Source organism: Kitasatospora sp. NPDC059673 (assembly GCF_042734215.1).
Classification (GTDB): Bacteria; Actinomycetota; Actinomycetes; order Streptomycetales; family Streptomycetaceae; genus Kitasatospora.
Genome location: NZ_JBHWEN010000003.1, coordinates 167,365 through 184,481, shown reverse-complemented (window position 1 = coordinate 184,481; position 17,117 = coordinate 167,365). Strand labels below are relative to the sequence as shown.

Below are 17,117 nucleotides of genomic sequence, written 5' to 3'. Positions count from 1 at the left end.
CGGGTCAGGTCGGGATGTCCTCGGCGGCCTCCAGCCAGCCGAGGGCGGCGACGTGGATGCCGGCCTGGAAGCGGCTGCGGGCGTCCATCCGGACCATCAGGTCGGCCATCATCCGGCGCACGGTGCGCAGCGAGACGCCCAGGCGCTGACCGGCGCGTTCGTCGGTGAGGCCTTCGGCGAGCAGGCGCAGCAGTTCGCGTTCCTGGCCGGTGAGGCCGTGCGGGTCGCGCTGGGCGGATTCGCCGAGCGGGTGGGCGTGGTCCCAGACCTGGTCGAACAGGGCGCGCAGGGCGGCGACCACGCCGGGGCTCTGGAGCAGTACGGCGCCCTTGCGGGGGTCCTCGGGGTCGATCGGGACGATGGCGGTGGCGTTGTCGACCACGATCATGCGCAGCGGCAGGGTGGGTGCGGTGCGGACGGCGCCGCCGAGGCCGTGCAGCCAGCGGGCGTACTGGACGGTGGCGGGGTCGTTGCGGACGCTGTCCTGGTAAACGGTTCGCATCCGTACGCCGCGTTCCAGGGTCTCCTGGTCAAGGGTTCGGCTGGCCTCCATGACCTGGGCGGGCTGCGGGCCGCCGGGGGCGAAGGCGAGCACTTCGGCGGTGGCGTCGGAGGCGAGCTGGATCAGCCGGTCGCGGACCTGGTCGAGGCTGGCGAGCATTTCGATGCCGCGTTGTTCGCCGGGCGCGTGCAGGCTGGCGTACTCGGCGATCAGGCCGGCCATCGCGACCCGGCTGCGTTCCATCTCGCGGTGGCGGCGGGCGGCCTCGGCCTCCTGGTGGGCGAGCAGGGCGGCCAGTCCGCGTTCCGGGTTGACGGCGCGCCAGCGGGTTCCGCAGCTGGTGGGGCGGGTGAGGGCGAGGTCGGCGAGGCGGTCGAGGGCGGCGCAGACCTCCGTCTCGGTGCTGTCCAGGTGGGCGGCGAGGCCGCCGGTGTCGAGGTCGGGGTGCAGCAGCATCGCCCGGTAGACGGCCTCGCCGAAGGCGTCGAGCCCGATCGGGCCGCCGGCGGTCAACGCTCGGTCTTCCGGCTGTCCTGTCCGGTGCCGGTGCGCGTCGCTCTGTTCATTTCGGCCTCCAAAGCGCCGGTTCGCGGCGCTGCCCCCGGGTAGCGTCCTGATCTGGCGTCAGGCGATTGCCACCCGAGCCAGGTCTGGAACTGACTTGCGGAGATTCTGGCGGACGGGTGGGTGAACCGTGAAGGGTGCCGGGCAACTGTCATTTTCGTGCCAGGCGGATATGTGTCACCCGTGACGCCCTCCGGCGGGGGCCCGGGTTTGTCACGCTGGGGGGGTGTACGCGATCCGCCTGGAGCTGATCCCGCCGCGGCCCGTCCCGGGCGGGGCGGCGATGGAGGCCGATCCGGTCCGGCTGGCCCTGCTGCGGCTGCCGCTGGACGGGGCCCGGGTGTGCCACGCCCGGGTGCTGACCGGGCCGGACGGGCTGGCGGCAGTGTGTTTCCTGACCGCCGCGTCCTTGCTGGCCGCGGAGCGGGCGCTGCGCGCGGGCGCGGGCGGGCTGGCGGAGGCGGGCGGGCCACTGGCGGGCTGGGCGGTGGTGCGCTGCGAGGCGGATCCGTGGATCGCGCTCGGCATGTTGCAGGCCCGCGCGCGGAGTTGAGGCTTCGAGACCGAGCTGGCCGCTCGGTGTCACGGCACTCTCGTGCCAGCTCCGGGTGCTGACGCGAAGGTGCCGTCCGGGCCACTCTTGGTGATGTCGGCAGGACGGCGGTGCGAGACCGCGGGAGCAGCCCCCGGCGGGGGCCGCGGATCGGACCGGAGACCTGACGGCGGTTCACCACACATGCCCCGGCGGCAGCCCGGGGATCAGCCGAACGCGAGAGGATCGGGCACTCCCATGACGCTGAACATCCGTTTTGTCACGATTGTCGCTCTGGGTGCGATGGTGGTCGGCGGCGTCGCCACCGCCGCCGAACTGGCCGGACCGAGCCGGCCGGGAGCGGTGGTCACGGCGGACGGCACCGTCGCGGACGGTCCGCAGCCGCCGGCCGACGCGGGCTCGCAGGCCGTCGTGGTCGGGCCGACCCCCACCCCGGCGCCGTCCGGCAGCCCGACCTCGACCGAGCCCCCGCACAACGACGGCACCTGGGGCTGGGGCTGACCGGGCCGGCCGGCAGAGCCGGGGAGGCGTCCGGATGACCACCGCACTGGAACGCCCGCTGGTGCAGCGGGCCCTGCCCCACCCGTTCCCGCTCGCCGCGGCAGCGGCGGCGAGCCCGACCCGGGTGCTGCTGGCCGACCGGCACCACCTGTTCCGCTCGGGGCTGGGGGCGCTGCTGGACCGGGAGGAGGACCTCGCGGTGGTCGCCGAGGCGGTCGGCGGCGAGGAGGCCGCGACGGCAGCGTCGGGGGTGCGCCCGGCGGTCGCGGTGCTCGGCGTGGACCCGGAGCAGCCGGACCCGACGGCCGCCGCGCGGCGCCTGCAGCACGCCGCGCCGGGCACCGCGGTGCTGCTGCTGGTGCCGGCCCTGCCGCGGACGGCGCAGGGCCGGCGGGCGCTGGTGGAGGGCGCGGCCGGGGTGCTGCTGAAGGACGTGCAGGCGGCGGCGCTGATCGCGGCGGTGCGCGAACTGGCCCGCGGCGGGCGGGTGTACGACCCGCGGCTGGTACTGGAGGTGGTGCGCACCACCGGGCAGCCGGGGCCGCTCAGCCGCCGGGAGCTGGCGGTGCTGGGCGAGATCGCCGAGGGCAGCACGGTGCAGGAGGCCGCGACGGCGCTGTCGTTGTCGCCGGGGACGGTGCGCAACTACGTGTCGGCGGCGATCGCCAAGACCGGGGCGCGCAACCGGTGCGACGCGATCCGGATCGCCCGCGAGTGCGGCTGGCTGTAGGCCGGCCTCAGCAGAAACCGAAGGACACGCAGACCCGCCGACGACCCGTCAGATTCCCGCTGACGGGTCGCAGGCGTGCGTGCGTGCGGGTGCTTCGGTGCAGGTGTTGCAGTGCGGGCGCTTCGGTGCAGGTGTTGCAGTGCGGGCGCTTCAGTGCAGGTGTTGCAGTGCGGGCGCTTCAGTGCAGGTGTTGCAGTGCGGGTGTTTCAGTGCGGGTGCTTCAGTGCGGGCGGTCCGGTGCGGGTGTTTCAGAAGGTCTCGCCGAGGCTCTGGCCGGCCCGGGCGGCGTCCACCACGTCGGCGAAGCCGTGCGCGGTGCGCGGCACCCCGGCGGGGCGGCTGCCGATCAGGAACTCGCCGACGGAGGATTCGGCGGTCCAGTCGAGGCCGAGGGCCCGGGCGGCGGCGTCGGTGTCGCCGGAGCCGAGGCCGCAGGGGCCCAGGCCCATCGCGGTGGCCACCAGGTAGAGCGTCTGGTAGAGCACGCCGACGTGCTTGAGGGTCAGTGCGTAGGCGATCTGGCTGTACTTCCAGGACAGCCGCCCGAACCGGCTGGTGACGGTGAGCAGCACCTGCGGGTCGACGCTGCACGCGGCGGCGCGCCAGGCGGCGGTCACGAGTTCGCCGAACGCGGCTTCCTCGCGGGGGTGTTGGAACGGGCGGGGGCGCAGCCGGTGGGCGGCCGCGTCGTACCGGTAGACGCCGGGTTCGAGTCCGACGCACTTGACCACCGAGAGGTAGACCTCCAGTTCGCCGGTGGCGCCGCCGGCGGGGTAGGGGCGTTCGACGCCGTCGTAGCCGTGCGGGTCGGCGGGGTCGCCGGGGATGATGCGGCGGACCCGGGCCACCCGGTAGAGCAGTTCGGCGAGTTGGTCGAGGGTCACCGGGGTCTCGGCGTAGGTGCGGACCGAGCGGCGGCCTTCCAGTACTTCGCTGAGCGCGGGGTCGCGGGCGACCACGGTGTCCCAGTCGGGGACGGGCAGGTCGATGCCCTCGCCCTCCTCGCGGGCGCCGGGGGTGGAGACGGCGGGCAGTTGCGGAACGTCCTGGTGGGCGTAGACGCCGCCGGCCGGGTAGTCGTGCCGGCCGGCCCGGCTGCGGGCGTGGAACAGCAGGTCGTGGAAGTCCCAGAGCGGGGCTTCGGCGCCCTGGCCGGCGTCCAGGAAGCCGCCGCCGGCCAGCAGTCCGGCCAGTGCCTCGCCCTCGTCGGCGGACATTCCGGCGAGCAGGGCGGCCTCCTCGGCGGTGCGGGAGGTGCTGAGGGCCGCCACGAAGGCCCCGGCGGAGGCCTGGTGGAGGGTCAGCCGGAACGGGGCCATCGGCGATTCGAGGACGCAGGACTCGCCGTTGCCGTCGGGCAGCCGGCGCAGGTAGGCGAACCGGGAGAGCACCAGCGGACCGGTGGGGCGGGCGAATCCGGGCAGGGCGGCGAAGCGGGCGATCGGCACCGCGGTGGCCAGGGGCGCGCCGAGCGGGTCGGCGACGGTGGTGGTGACCAGGTACGGGAAGCGTTCGAGCAGCTTCAGCAGCCGGACCTGGTCGAGGGCGAGGGTGTCCAGGTCAGCGTCGGTGCGGGTGAGTTCGCCCAGTGCGGCGACGGTGCGCTCGCCGAGCGCGTGGACGCGCTGGTGGCCCCACGGGTGGGCGAGTTCGACGTCGGCGCCCTGGGCGATGACCTCGACCTCGGGGCGCAGTCTGAGCAGGCGGCGGAGCGGGCGGTGGCCCCCGGTGGTGGGGGCGGGTGGCAGGTGTTCGATGACGGTCATGGGTACCTCCCCGGGTGGGCGGGGCAGCCGGGCCCGGCTGCCCCGCGCGTCGGTCAGATGAAGATCGGAATCGGGTTGAGCTCGCTCTCCGGGGTCGGGGTGTCCAGCCAGCCGAGCCGGACGGGGACGTCGTAGAGCCGGCCGGGCGCGTACCTGGCCCAGAAGTGCCGCATGCCGGGGACGATCACCCGGGCGACGGGGAGCCCCACGTCGGGGCGGGTCTGGTCGGCGACCAGGAACTCCATGCCGTGGTCCTCGACGAGCTTCTGGACGAGTGTCAGGTCGTCGGCGAGGTCGGCCCCGGCGAGCGGGAGCCAGCTGGCGGGGGTGGAGCGCGGGGCGTTCGGGTCGGGCCGCAGGTGGGGCTGGTTGGCGAGGGTGGCGGTGGTCCACCAGGCCTTCTGCTCGGGGTCGGCGCCGGCGTAGTTGACCCGGCCGTGCTCGTCGCCGACGACGGGGCCGAGGAACTGGTTCATCTCGGTGAGGGCGCGGGTGAGCGCGATGTGCGGGTCGAGGTGCGCGCCGAACGCGATCAGCAGGTCCTCGTTGATGCCGGAGCCGGGCGCGGCGTCGGTGCGGCGGGAGAACGCGCCGACCACCGGGATGCCGAAGTCGGCGGTCAGGTCGAGCGTCCAGATCTCCCGGTTCAGGCCGCGGTAGACCTCGCGGAGCTGGTCGATGTACGGGTCGCCGAAGGCGTCCATGTCCACGGCGGGGCGCTGCACGCGGTTGTACCACCAGAGCGCCACGGCGTCGCGTTCGACGAGTTCGAAGAAGCCCTGGAGCACGGCGTCCTCGAAGGAGGTGCCGGCGGCGCAGCCGTTGGAGTCGCCGGCGGCGTAGAACCGGCCGCCGTGCCGGTAGCCGTAGTACATGGCCTGGGTCGGCAGCCAGCGGTGGCGCTGCTCGGTCAGCGACCATGCCGGGGACCATTCGATCCGGTCGGCGGTGCGGAACGGCTCGGGGACGACGTTGAACATCGACTGCTTGACGTTCCAGCGGTCGCGTTCGGCGTACTGCTTCGCGGAGTAGAGCAGGGTGCGCTCGGGGTGGATGGCGGCGTCGCCGAGCTCGGCGAAGGTGGCGGTGCGGCGGGCCTCGTCGCCCTGGAAGACGCCGGAGAAGCGTTCCATCGCCTCGCCGAGCGCGGAGGCCCGGGCCTGGACGTCGGTGCGGCCCTTGCCGCAGCTGATCGAGCGCAGGCCGGTGCGCAGTTGTCTGAGGTTGCCGCTCTGCCGGGCCAGGTTCTGCCCGGAGACGTAGACCCGCAGGCCGGTGGGGGTGCGGGCGGCGGGGACCAGGGCGGTGACCACGCCGGTGATCGGGCTGAGCTGGGGGCGGTACTTCTCCAGCATGTCCTCGGGCGCGGCGGAGCGGTGTCCGCCGTCGGCGGTGAACGCCTTGGGGCGGGATTCGAAGGCGACGGGCGCGAGCTGACGGCGGCCCATCATCGTGTCGTCCCCGCAGGCCGTGCATTGCGGGCGGCGGACCAGGGTGTGCTTCTCGCTCTCCAGCAGCACGGTGTCCAGGGTGGTGACGGCGGGCTGCACGGGGCGGGCGCCGGCCAGCCACTTGGCGGTCTCCAGTGCGGCGAGCTGGGTGCCGAGCGCCAGGGTGGCGGGCAGGTGGGCGCCGGCGGTGGAGATCGGTTGGTCCTGGCCGAGGCGGTGCTGGAGGTAGCTGAGCGAGGTGCGGTTGGCGGACAGGCGGTGGGTCAGGCACTCCCAGCAGCCCGACCCTTCCGTCTCGGGCAGGTCGGGGCTGAACACCGGCCCGACCCAGACGATGGAGCCGACCGGGCGGGCCAGCAGCCAGGGCCGGCCGTCGGCGAGGGCGCGCCGGTTTCGTTCGGCGAGGCCGGGGTGCAGGTAGTCGTCGGTGAGGGCGACGGTGAACTCGGCGTCCTGGTCGACCGTCACCCCGGCGGCGGTCAGCGCGGCGAGGAACGGGCCCGTGTCGAGGTCGCCGTACACCTCGACCCGGACGGTCGAGCTGCGCAGGGCGGTCATCGCGGCGTCGCCGTCCTGCCCGGCCATCTCGAAGAAGGCCGCGCCGGGGCGGTCGGTGGCGGGGTCGGCCGCGGTGATCCAGCCGCCGGCCCGGAGCTTGTCGACGCCCGCGCCGACCTTGTCGGCGGGCACGGTGCCGTCGAGGGCGGCGCCGATCTGTTCGGCGGTGCGGGTGCCGTCCAGCAGCGGGGCGAGGGCTTGGGCGAGCTTGCCGTCGACCACCGAGACGCCGCGTTCGGAGACCAGGTAGACGGCCTCGCCGTCGATCACGTACGGGGTGAAGTGGCGTTTGAAGCCGATGAGTTCGGACATGGCGGGTTACTCCTCGAAGCGGCGCGCGGTCAGCGCAGGGTGGCGAGCGGGGCGGCGGAGGCGTCGTGCAGTCGCAGCAGCAGCAGGCCGACGGCGACGGTGCCGTCCAGCGCGCCGAGGTTGACGGCGTCGTGCACGGCCCGGTCGGGGAACCAGGTGCCGTGCAGGCGGTGACGGGTGAGCAGTTCGCGGACCATCAGGGCGGCGGCCTCCCGGCCGTCGTAGAACGGGCCGGGCAGCAGGGCCTCGACCTCTTCCGGCAGGGTGTGGACGAGTCCGGCCTCGGCGGCGGTGAGTGCCTCGGTGGCGGCGGAGAGCAGCGCGCGGCCGGTGAGCGCGGCGAGTTCGGGGCCGGTGACGGGCGGGGCGAGCGCGGCCAGGTCGGCGCCGGCCACGGCGTCGGCGCCGAGCGAGACGGCGGTGTCCAGGCAGGCGAGGCGGCCGGATCCGGTGCCGGTGGCGAAGCGGTGTGCGCGCAGCCGGGCCCGGACGGCCTCGGGGTCGTCGAGCAGCGCGGGGGCCTCGGCGACGGTGCGGGCCAGGGCGACGGCGATCGAGTCGGGTCCGCCGGGGACGAGCTCCAGGAAGTCGAACGCCGGTGCCTGGTCGCCGAACCGGTCGAGCGCGGTGGCGGCCAGGGTGCGGATCGCGGCGTCGGTGTCGGGGTGGCTGCCGCCGGCCCGGCGCAGCCGGAGCAGGTTGAGCAGCAGGCCTGCGGTGCCGAGCGGCAGGTCGCCGTGCGGGACCTTCACCGGGCGGCCGGGCCGGTTGGACGCGGACTCGGCGACCGACAGTGCGCCGGGCACCAGGGCCTGGGCGGCGGTGAGGAAGTCCGTCTCGCCGAGCAGCAGTCCGCCGCGGGCCAGGCCGTGGATGATCGCACCGGGGCCGAAGAACCCGCCCGGGACGGGTGCACCGGAGGCGAGCCGGGAGTCGCCGGCGAACACGAACGCCTTCGGCTCCTGCGGGTCGATCAGCGCGGCGGCGTCGGCGAGCAGGTGGTGCGCGGCCCGGTGGAAGCGCGGTTCGCCGGTGGCGGACCAGAGTTCGGCGAGGAAGAGGCCGATGCCGAGGGTGCCGGAGGTCAGGTCGGGGCCGAGCACCTCGACCTGCCGCAGGCCGGTGCCCGGGTACCAGCCCTGGGCGACCCAGCCGGTGCCGCGCCGGGCGGCGAGGATCCGGTCGCCGACCGCGACGGCCTCGGCGAGCAGCTCGCCGGGGGTGGGCGGTTCGGCCGCCGCCAGCGGCCGGAGCGGCTTCCCGGGCGGCTGCTCGGTGCCGGCCCGGGCGGCGTCGATGCAGCCCGACAGCACCGCGACCTGGGTGTCCAGGTCGAAGCCGTCGAGTTCGGCGACCCGCTGCTGGAGGCGCTGCCAGCCGGTGGAGCGGAAGTGCCCGGGGATCTCCCGGCCGTCGGCGGTGAACACCGAGGAGGAGGTGGTCAGCGAGCGGAAGAACGGAATGTCCAGGGTGCGGAAGGAGTCGAGCTCGGCGAGCACCACCTCCAGCAGGTCGCCGCGGTCCGTGTCCCCGGAGCGGGCGGTGACGGCGCCGCGCAGCGCGCCGGCGATGACGGTCTCCCGGGTGGCGCCGTCGTCCAGTGCGAGCGGGCTGGTGGAGGCTCGCAGGATCTTGTAGCCGTCCCAGGTGTGGCGCCAGATGTAGCGCACCCAGACGCCCCGGAACCCGCTCAACGGCCCTGCTGGGTCGGCGAGTTCGGCGCGCAGCCGGTACAGCGCGGCGTGCATCTCGCGGTAGCCCTCGACCACCTCGTCGGTGTACTCCCACGGGTCGGCCGACCGGCCGTCGTGCACCGGACGGTAGGCGGTGATGGGCAGCGCGGGCACGCCGGGGACGATCTCCAGGCTGCCGACCCGGGACAGGCAGCCGATGTCGAGGGCGTCGGTGCGCCCGGCCGGCGTCCACGGCTGGAAGGCCATCGCGGTGCGCACCACGGTGGTCTCCAGCTCGTCCAGCAGCGCGTGCTGGGCCTCCTTCAGCACCGGGGGGTTCTGGACGCGCGGGTAGAGCAGGCACTCCAGGTCGATCAGGACGGGGTGCTCGCCGTCGGCGAGCAGGTTGTCCGCCCACATGTCGCGGCCTTCGAGCAGCTGCACCAGGCGGATGGTCATGCCGAGGCGGCGGTAGAACCGGGCGAAGCCCGCCGGGTCGGCGCACTCGCGGGACGGGACCAGCTGCTCCCAGCCGTAGTCGCCGGAGCAGTCGGTGCTGAGCGAGGCGCCGTGGCCGTCGTCGCCGCGGTCGGAGCGGACCAGCACGGTGCGCAGCGGCAGGTCCAGGGAGAGTTCCCGGTTGAGGCGTTCGACCAGGCCGAGGAAAGCGGTGGCGTGCCGCATGTCCTTGGGCTTGTAGACCACGCCCGCGCCGGACTCGAAGCGCAGCAGTGCCACCGAGCGGCCCTGGGCGTGCCGGTCGCCCGCGTCGCCGTGCACCGCGTCCAGCGCGCCCGGGTCGGCGCCGTGCCACATCTCCTCGACCAGGCTGGTGCGGTCGGCGGCGAGGCGGGCGAACAGCTCGGTGTACATCTCCTGCCACTGCCGGCAGACGGTGCCGAGCAGGTACGCCAGCGCGGGCAACCGCTCCAGCCGGGCCAGCCAGCCCGCGGTGGAGGCGTCGGGGCCGCCCTCGGCGTCCCAACTGGTGGCGCGGGGGCGGCCAGTGGCGAGCTGGAACTCCTGGCAGAGGGTCAGGTTGGCGACCTCGACCAGGCGGCCGGTCAGGGTGCCGACCACGTCGGCGCGGCCCTTGTCGGTGACGGGGACGCCGAGGATCGTGCCGTCACCGGCGGGCAGCAGCGCGTCGGCGGCGGCCACGAACCCGGCGGCGATCGCGCCCGGGCCGGTGGCGGACCCGGCGCTCTGGGCGCGCAGGAACACGGCCAGCGGGTACGCCCAGGAGGGCAGCTTCGCGGGGTCGGCGAGGCGGACCCGGCGCAGGCCCTCGCCCAGCGGGCGGCCGCTCTCGGCGAGGTGGTCGAGCAGTACCCCGGCCGAGCGCTGGTCGCCGGCGGCGCGGCGCAGCCAGGTCTCCACGGCGGCGGCGCGGCTGCGCCGGTCCTCGGCCGGGTCGGGGACGAACAGGGCCTGTCCGTCGTCGCGGGCGGCGGCGCGTTCCTCGAAGCTCGCGGCGGCGGCGATCACGGCGCGCAGCCGTTCGTCGGCGCCGGGGAGGTCGGGCAGCAGGGCGGTGGCCGGGGCCGCGGGGCCGGGGCCTTTGGCGGTGCGGAGCCAGGTCTGCACGTCGAGCGACATCTCACATCTCCTGGAAGCGGGCGAGTCGGGTGAACAGCGGGTCGGTGCCGAGCAGTTCGCGGTAGGTGCCCTCGGCGGACACCCGTCCCCGGTCCAGCACGCAGATCCGGTCGGCGGTGCGGATGGTGCTCAGTCGGTGGGCGATCACCAGGCGGGTGCGGTCGAGGCCGGCGACGGCGTCGGCGACCCGCTGCTGGGTGGCGTTGTCGAGTGCGGAGGTGGCTTCGTCGAGCAGCAGCACGGCGGGGTCGCGGACCAGTGCGCGGGCCAGCAGCAGGCGTTGCACCTGGCCGCCGGAGAAGCCCTGCGCGTCCTCGCCGACCCGGGTGCCGAGCCCCATCGGCAGGGCGCGCAACTCCTCGGCGATTCCGGCCAGTTCGGCGGCGTGCCAGATCCGGTCCTGGTCGATGTCGGGGTCGGCGCCGGCCAGGTTCTCCAGCAGCGAGCCGCGCAGCATCCGGCCGTGCTGGAGCACCGATCCGACCTGTCGGCGCACCAACCGGGCGTCCAGCGTGGCGAGTTCGCGGCCGTCGTAGCGGACCGCGCCGGACTCGGGCTGCTCGAAGCCGAGCAGCAGCCGGATCAGGGTGGACTTGCCCGCCCCGGACGGCCCGACCACGGCGACGAACTCGCCGGGCTCGGCGTGCAGCGACACCCCGTCGAGCGTGGGCAGGGCGCTGCCCGGGTAGCGGAACGTGACGTTCTCCAGGGCGAGTCGGCCCTTCAGGCGGCCGGGGTCGGCGAGCTGCCCGGAACGGTTGGTCTCCGCGGCGGCCGGCTCGGCGAGGATCGGGCGCAGCCGCTCCAGCACGGGGGCGACGCCGAACGCGCCGGCCGCCGCACTGGTGAGCTGGCCGAGCGCCAGGGCGACCTGCCCGGCCGCCACACCCGCCGCGACCAGGTGCCCGGCCTCCGGGGTCGGGCCGAAGGTCGCCCCCGCCAGCAGCACCGCCAGCAGCAGCGGCTGAAGCGCGGTGGTCAGCGCCCCGGCGGTGGCGTCGGAGCGCATCGCGGCGGCGTCGGCGCGCTTCTGTCCGGCGAACGGGGTCGCCCAGCGGGCGAAGGCCTGGATCTCCCGTCCGGCGGTCTGGATCTTGTCGATGCCCAGCAGCAGCCCGTACAGCACCCCTTGGAGCTGCCCGTGCGCCTCGAACACCTGCGACTCGAACTCCTGGCGGCGACGGCCGAGCAGCAGCAGCACGGCCGTCACCGCCAGCACGGCGAGCAGCAGCAGCCCGCCGAGCCGCCAGTCCACCAGCAGCAGCACCGTCAGACCGGTGACGGCGAACACCGCCCCCAGGACGGCTCCCACCAGGACCTCCGAGAGGGCCTGCCGGGCCTGCGCCACCGCGTTCGCCCGGTGCACCAGATCACCCGTGGTGAAGTCGCGGAAGAACCGCGCGTCCTGGGCCAGCAGCCGGTCCCAGACGGCGGGTTCGAGCGCGTGCTGCACCCGGCTGGTGAGCCGGACGGCCGCGGTGTTGCGGACCAGCGTGAGCAGCCAGGACGCCACCACCGCGGAGCCCAGCAGCACGGCCAGCCAGCGCACCGGGTGCCGTTCGGCCAGCAGCAGGCCGGGCAGCAGCACTCCGGTGGACAGCGGGACGAGCAGGCCGAGCAGCGCCGAGACCAGCCCCGCCACGCTCAGCACCGCGAGGTCCCGGCGGGCACCGGGCACGGCGAGGGCGAAACGCAGCAGGGCTCCCGGGGTCGGGCGACCCGGTGGCAACGGCGGGTACAGCAGCAGCGCCTGGCGGCCAAGGGCTGGTGCGCGATCCGCTCGGGCCGAGGCCCGTGCGGAGCCCGGGTCGAGGCGGCGGTGCCGCCCGGCCCGGGGGATCAGGGCGATCGGCCGGCCGTCCTCGGCGGCGAACGCCACCATCGGTCCGGCCGTGCCGCGTTCGTCCCCGCCGTCCAGCGTCACGGGCCGCCAGCGCACCCCGGCCCGGCGCAGCAGCGCGGTGACCGGATCGGCGGCGGCCCGCACGGCGGCGGGGATCTCCTCGGGAACGGCCACTCCCAGTGCCCGCAGCACCTCCCGCGCCTGGTCCGCGCGGTGGCGCGGCGCGATCGGCGAGGTGTCGCCGCGGCGCGGGAGGGTGTGCGGGCCGGTGGTGGCGGCGGTTCCCAGTTCGGCCAACGCGGCCGCGAGTGCGGTCCGGTTGGCTGCCGCGGTGGCGTCGACCCGGGCCGCCGGGTCGCGCTCGGTGTCCGCCGCGGCGGTCTGTGCGCCGGCCCGGCGGGCGGCGTCGGCGGGTGCGGTGACGGTGCTGCTCATGCCTGACCCTCCGTTCGGGCGGGAGTGCGGGTGGTGGTGGTGCGGCGCGCCGGCTTGCCTGCGCCGCTGCCGGGTTCGGCCGAGGCCGCTCGGCGGGCGCGGCGGGCTCCGGTGGTGGACGCGGCCTGCGGCCGGGCCTTGCGCGGTGGCGCGGCGGCCTCGCCGCTCGGGCTCGGGCCGGCTTTCCGCCCCGGCTTCTCGCCGGGCACGGGCGCCGCACCTTCGGCCGCCCCGGCCTTCCGGCCGGCCTCGCGCAGCAACTCCCGGTACGGGCCGGGCTGTTCGGCGAGCTCGGCGGGCGGGCCCTGCTGGACGATGCGGCCGCCTTGGATGACCACGACGCGATCGGCGGCCTGGATGGTGCTGAGGCGGTGGGCCAGCACCAGGCAGCTGATGCCGCGGCGGCGCAGGTGCTCGTTGACGGCGGCCTCGGTGTGCGCGTCGAGTGCGCTGGTCGCCTCGTCGAGCACGACCAGGGCCGGGTCCAACGCCAACGCCCGTGCGATCTCCAGGCGTTGGCGTTCGCCGCCGGACCAGTTGCGGGCGTCCTCGTCGATCCGGGCGTCCAACCCGCCGCGCCTGCGGACGAGTTCGGCAGCCTCCGCGTCGGCGAGGGCCCGGTGCAGGGCGTCCTCGTCGGCGGCCGGGTCCCAGAGCGTCAGGTTCTCCCGGACGGTGCCCTCGAAGAGCCGCAACTGCTGTTCCACGTAGGCAACTTGGCTGGTGACGATGCCCCGGTGCCAGTCGTCGCGGGGTCGCCCGTCGAGCAGCACCTCGCCCTTCCAGGGGCGCAGGACGCCCGCGGCCAGCCGGGCCAGCGTGGACTTGCCGCTGCCGGAGCCGCCGACCACGGCGACCCATTCGCCGGGGGCGATCCGCAGCGAGATGCCGGAGAGCGCGGGCGGCCGGTTCGGGTCGTAGCCGAACTCCAGGTCGCGCAGCTCCAGTTCGCCGCGCAGCCGGACCGGTTCGGCGGGGCTGTCGAGCACCGGCGCGAGGTACGGATCGACCTCACTGGTCCCGATGTCCTCCAGCAGCGCGTTCTGCGCCCGGGCAACAGTGAATTCGCTTCCGATGCCGACCAGTTGGGAGACCGGCAGGAGGAACCCGTTGAGCAGCAGCAGGAACGCCAGCAGGGTGCCGAAGGTGAGCGAGCTGGCCAGCAGCAGTGCCGTTCCGGCGACCACGGCGACGGCGGCGGCGGCCGAGTTGAGCGCGCCGGGCAGCGAGAGCGGCACCAGGACGGTCTCGGCGACCCGCTGGCCGGTGTGCGCGGCCCGGGCCTGCCAGCCCGCCCAGGACCGGAACAGCGCGTCCTCCGCGCCCTCCGCCTTGACGGTCTCGATCGCCGACACCCCGGCGAACGCCACCCCGTCGCGCTTGTGCCCTTCGGCGTGCAGCCGGTGGATCATGCCGCCGCGCCGCCGGTCGGCGGAGCGCAGCGCGAGCGCGTCCAGTGCGGCCACCGCGACCGGGATCGCGGCGAGCTTCGGCGCCAGCCAGAGCAGCGCGCCCAGGTGCACGGCGGCGGCGGCCAGCGAGGACGCCGCACCCGCGACCCGGTAGGACAGCAGGTTCGCCAGGCCGTCGTTGAGCTGCACCCGGGTGACCAGCCCGCCGAGCTGCCGGCGGTGGAAGAACGCGCCCGGCAGCCGGAGCATCTTCCACAGGAACGCGGCGGAGCTGCGGGCGGCCATCGCCTCCAGCACCCGGTTGACCAGCGCGGACCGCAGCCGGTTGCCGGCCAGTACCAGCCCGGCGACGGACAGCCCGGCCAGGGTGAGCGGCACCGCCCAGCCGGACGCGCCGCCGTTCACCACCGCGGCGAGGTAGCTGCGCAGCAGGAACGCGCCCGCCACGCCCGGCACCGTCATCAGCATGCCGACCAGCACGGCGGCCAGCAGCGGCCCGGCGTAGGGCCGCAGGCGCGCGCCGAGGGCGCGCAGCAGCGGGAAGCGGCGGCCGCCGCGTTCGAAGTCCGGGCCGGGTTCGAAGCCGACGGCGATGCCCGCGAAGGAGTCCCAGAACTCCGCCGGGGTGGCCGAATAGGAGCCCAGCGACGGGTCGTTGAGGTACACCCGGCCGCGCTTGACGCCCTCGAACACCGCGAAGTGCGGTCCGGTCACCAGCACCATCGACGGCACCGGCACCTCCCCGAGACCGGCCAGCCGGTCGTCCCGGCGCACCACCCGGCGCCCCCGGGCCAGCAGCCCGTACCGCCCGGCGGCCCGCGCGACCGCGGCCGCGCTCACCCCGTCCCGGCTGACCCCGCAGGCCCGGGACGCCTCGTTCAGGGTCACCCGCCGCCCGAACGCCCCCAGCACCACGGCCAGGCAGGCGGCGCCGCAGTCCTGTTCCTCCATCTGCGGGACGACGGGCGTGCGGAGGTAGCGGCGGCGCTTGGCCGCCGACTTCCTGGACGGTTCGGCCGGCCCGGGGGCCGCGGCGCCGCCGGTGTCGCGCTGCGCCGTCGTGGGCGGCTCCACGGTGTCGGCCGCGGTGGGCTTCATCGCTTGGCCTCCTTCCCGAGGACGGCCTGGTACGGGTGGCGGCTGCCGAGATCGACCCGGACGTCCAGGGCCAGCGGGCCGGCCAACGGGAGGTCCTGCGGCAGGTGGGCGTACGCCACCCAGACGGGGGCGGAGCCGGTGGGCAGACCGGGGACGGCGACGGGCAGGGTGCCGTCGAGGGTGTCGGCGCGGACGGGGAGCGGGTCGATCCGGTCGAGGACCGCGTCGGCCGTTCCCCCGCCGGGCACCGGCACCAGCACGCGCCGGCCGGGGGCGAGCTTCGCCGCGTCCTTCGGATCGGTGAGCAGCAGCCGGACGGTGGCCGGTGCGTCGGCCCGGTCCAGCGCCAGGACGGGTGTGCCGGGCGCGAGTTGGGCGCCGGGCGCGGCCAGCAGGGCGCTCACCGTGCCGGCGGCGGGGGCCGTCAGTTCGCTCGTCCCGTCCGGGCCGGCGAGCTGCGCCAGCACCTGGCCGGACGTCACCTGCTGGCCGGGGCGGACCCGGAAGGCGAGCAGGCTGCCGGGGTGCTCGGCAAAGACCCGCACCGGCGCGGTGCCGTGCGCGGCGACCGCGTGCACGGTCAGGGTGTTCGGGAGGGTGCCCCACACCGCCCAGCCCGCGCCCGCCCCGACGGCCAGCACCAGCGCGGCACCGGCCAGCCACAGGCGGGCGCCGATCAGCCGCACCGGCTGGTCGAGTCCGGGCTCCAGCACGGCGGCGGCCCGCGCGGCGGCGACGGCGGCGGTCTGCGGCCCCTGCTCCGTACGGGGCTGCGTCACGGCGCTCACGCCGCCACCTCCGCAAGCTCGGTCCGCGGCGGGCAGGCCACCGGCAGCTCGCGCACCCCGCCGAAGGCGAACTGTTCGTGGCGGCGGGCGGTGGCGTCGGTCAGGGTGGTGCTCAACTCCCGTACGGCGTCCGCCTCGGCGAGGCCGCGCAGCACGGCCGCGCCCGCGATCAGCGAGAGCGGGGCGCCGAGGCAGTGGTGCGGGCCGTGGCCGAACGCGAGGTGCTGGCGCTCGGGCCGGTCCGGGTCGAAGCGGTTGGGGTCGGCGTAGCGTCGCGGGTCCCGGTTGGCGGCGGCGTACAGCAGCATGGCGACGCTGCCGGCCGGGAGGACGGTGTTGCCGAGCACGACCTCGCGGGTGAGGGCCCGCGCGCTGGCCCGCACCGGGCTGCCGAGGCGCTGGGCCTCGTCGAACACGGCGGCGGCGAGCGCGGGTTCCGCGCGGACGCGCGCGGCCAGGCCGGGCGTGCGGATCAACTCCCAGGCGGCGAGGGCGAGTCCGGAGGTGAGTGTCTCCAGTCCGTTGGCGAGCAGCATCACCACGAAGGCGAGCAGTTCCTCGCTGTCCAGCCGGCCCTCGCCGCGCGCGACGGTCAGCCGGCTGATCAGGTCCTCGCCGGGGTCGGCGGCCCGGGACGCGCACAACTCCTCGACGTAGGACCGGAATTCGGCGAACTCGACCTCCCCGTCAGGGTCCTGCGAGCCCCCGCCGGTGTCCTGCGAGCCCCCGGCCGTGGGCGGGGCGGCAAGCAGGGAGCGGGCGACCAGCGCGGCCCAGCCGGTGATCCGGTCGTGCTCGGAGTCGGGGACGTCGAGGATGGCGCAGGAGACGGCGACCGGCAGCGGGACGGCCAGGTCGGCGACGAGCTCGAAGGAGCCGGAGGCGATCAGCGGGGCGAGCAGCCGGGCAGCGGTGGTCTCGATCCGCTCGCGCATCTGCTCCAGCCGGCGGTGGCTGAACGCGGCGGTGGCGAGCCGCTTGAGCCGGGTGTGGTCGGCGCCGTCGCGCATCGGCAGCATCCGGTTGACCACCTTGAGCAGGGCGGTGTTGCCCGCCCGGGGCAGTCCGACCGCGGTCGGGTCCACGTGGCTGCCGGGGTTCATCAGGACGGTGAGGATCTCCTGGTGCCCGGAGACCACGTACAGCGGGCCGAGGTCCAGGACGGGCGCCTCGGTCAGCAGCCGGCGGTACAACGCGGGTGGGTCCTGCTGAGCGGCGGGCTGCTGGATGAACCGCGTCAGCTCGTGCCGGAGGCTGTCCATGGCCCGGCTCTCCTTCAATCTGGCGGTGGGACTGGGTGGTTGGGGCCGGGTGGGGTGCGGGGGTGGGCCG

Annotated in this window: 11 protein-coding genes; 3 read left to right on the top strand and 8 right to left on the bottom strand. The window is 75.5% G+C overall.

Translation table 11 applies throughout. From position 1 onward, the window contains the following. Positions 1-4 precede the first annotated feature (4 nt). Positions 5-1,015 carry a LuxR C-terminal-related transcriptional regulator gene (locus tag ACFV18_RS05555; RefSeq protein WP_380479582.1) on the bottom strand — a complete coding sequence of 337 codons (1,011 nt, stop codon included), beginning with the start codon at positions 1,013-1,015 and terminating at the stop codon, positions 5-7. Between the two features lie 277 nt (positions 1,016-1,292). On the opposite strand from ACFV18_RS05555, the gene ACFV18_RS05550 reads away from it, so the two are divergent. The 3 genes from ACFV18_RS05550 (at position 1,293) to ACFV18_RS05540 (ending at position 2,850) form a co-directional block, all read left to right on the top strand. Beyond that, positions 1,293-1,619 carry a hypothetical protein gene (locus tag ACFV18_RS05550; protein ID WP_380479580.1) on the top strand — a complete coding sequence of 109 codons (327 nt, stop codon included), beginning with the start codon at positions 1,293-1,295 and terminating at the stop codon, positions 1,617-1,619. Positions 1,620-1,856: 237 nt separating this feature from the next. Beyond that, positions 1,857-2,120, top strand: coding sequence for a hypothetical protein (locus ACFV18_RS05545; protein ID WP_380479578.1), 264 nt, complete (start codon positions 1,857-1,859; stop codon positions 2,118-2,120). Positions 2,121-2,154: 34 nt separating this feature from the next. Further along, positions 2,155-2,850, top strand: a complete 696-nt coding sequence (locus ACFV18_RS05540; RefSeq protein WP_380479576.1) for a LuxR C-terminal-related transcriptional regulator — start codon at positions 2,155-2,157, stop codon at positions 2,848-2,850. Positions 2,851-3,098: 248 nt separating this feature from the next. Here the strand turns inward: ACFV18_RS05540 and ACFV18_RS05535 are convergent, their stop codons facing one another. From ACFV18_RS05535 to ACFV18_RS05505, 7 genes are read right to left on the bottom strand one after another with little or no spacing between them, the layout of a single operon-like run. Further along, positions 3,099-4,616, bottom strand: coding sequence for a SagB family peptide dehydrogenase (locus ACFV18_RS05535; protein WP_380479574.1), 1,518 nt, complete (start codon positions 4,614-4,616; stop codon positions 3,099-3,101). A gap of 53 nt (positions 4,617-4,669) precedes the next feature. Continuing rightward, positions 4,670-6,937, bottom strand: a complete 2,268-nt coding sequence (locus ACFV18_RS05530) for a TOMM precursor leader peptide-binding protein (RefSeq protein ID WP_380479572.1) — start codon at positions 6,935-6,937, stop codon at positions 4,670-4,672. 29 nt (positions 6,938-6,966) lie between these two features. Continuing rightward, the gene (locus tag ACFV18_RS05525) at positions 6,967-10,209 is read right to left on the bottom strand and encodes a type 2 lanthipeptide synthetase LanM (RefSeq protein WP_380479571.1); all 3,243 of its coding nucleotides are present in this window, start codon (positions 10,207-10,209) and stop codon (positions 6,967-6,969) included. Between the two features lies 1 nt (position 10,210). Continuing rightward, the gene (locus ACFV18_RS05520; protein ID WP_380479569.1) at positions 10,211-12,487 is read right to left on the bottom strand and encodes an ATP-binding cassette domain-containing protein; all 2,277 of its coding nucleotides are present in this window, start codon (positions 12,485-12,487) and stop codon (positions 10,211-10,213) included. Next, positions 12,484-14,997, bottom strand: a complete 2,514-nt coding sequence (locus ACFV18_RS05515) for an ATP-binding cassette domain-containing protein (protein WP_380479568.1) — start codon at positions 14,995-14,997, stop codon at positions 12,484-12,486. Before ACFV18_RS05515 ends, ACFV18_RS05520 begins: the two co-directional genes overlap by 4 nt. Then, positions 14,994-15,785 carry a biotin/lipoyl-containing protein gene (locus ACFV18_RS05510; RefSeq protein WP_380479566.1) on the bottom strand — a complete coding sequence of 264 codons (792 nt, stop codon included), beginning with the start codon at positions 15,783-15,785 and terminating at the stop codon, positions 14,994-14,996. Before ACFV18_RS05510 ends, ACFV18_RS05515 begins: the two co-directional genes overlap by 4 nt. Beyond that, positions 15,782-17,047 (bottom strand): cytochrome P450, encoded by a 1,266-nt coding sequence (locus ACFV18_RS05505; protein WP_380479564.1) that lies wholly within the window; start codon positions 17,045-17,047, stop codon positions 15,782-15,784. Before ACFV18_RS05505 ends, ACFV18_RS05510 begins: the two co-directional genes overlap by 4 nt. Positions 17,048-17,117: the final 70 nt, after the last annotated feature.

Coding starts and splice junctions, on each gene's coding strand:
- ACFV18_RS05535 (WP_380479574.1), bottom strand. CDS start 4,616: ATGACCGTCATCGAACACCTGCCACCCGCCCCCACCACCGGGGGCCAC.
- ACFV18_RS05545 (WP_380479578.1), top strand. CDS start 1,857: ATGACGCTGAACATCCGTTTTGTCACGATTGTCGCTCTGGGTGCGATG.
- ACFV18_RS05540 (WP_380479576.1), top strand. CDS start 2,155: ATGACCACCGCACTGGAACGCCCGCTGGTGCAGCGGGCCCTGCCCCAC.
- ACFV18_RS05515 (WP_380479568.1), bottom strand. CDS start 14,997: ATGAAGCCCACCGCGGCCGACACCGTGGAGCCGCCCACGACGGCGCAG.
- ACFV18_RS05525 (WP_380479571.1), bottom strand. CDS start 10,209: ATGTCGCTCGACGTGCAGACCTGGCTCCGCACCGCCAAAGGCCCCGGC.
- ACFV18_RS05530 (WP_380479572.1), bottom strand. CDS start 6,937: ATGTCCGAACTCATCGGCTTCAAACGCCACTTCACCCCGTACGTGATC.
- ACFV18_RS05520 (WP_380479569.1), bottom strand. CDS start 12,487: ATGAGCAGCACCGTCACCGCACCCGCCGACGCCGCCCGCCGGGCCGGC.
- ACFV18_RS05505 (WP_380479564.1), bottom strand. CDS start 17,047: ATGGACAGCCTCCGGCACGAGCTGACGCGGTTCATCCAGCAGCCCGCC.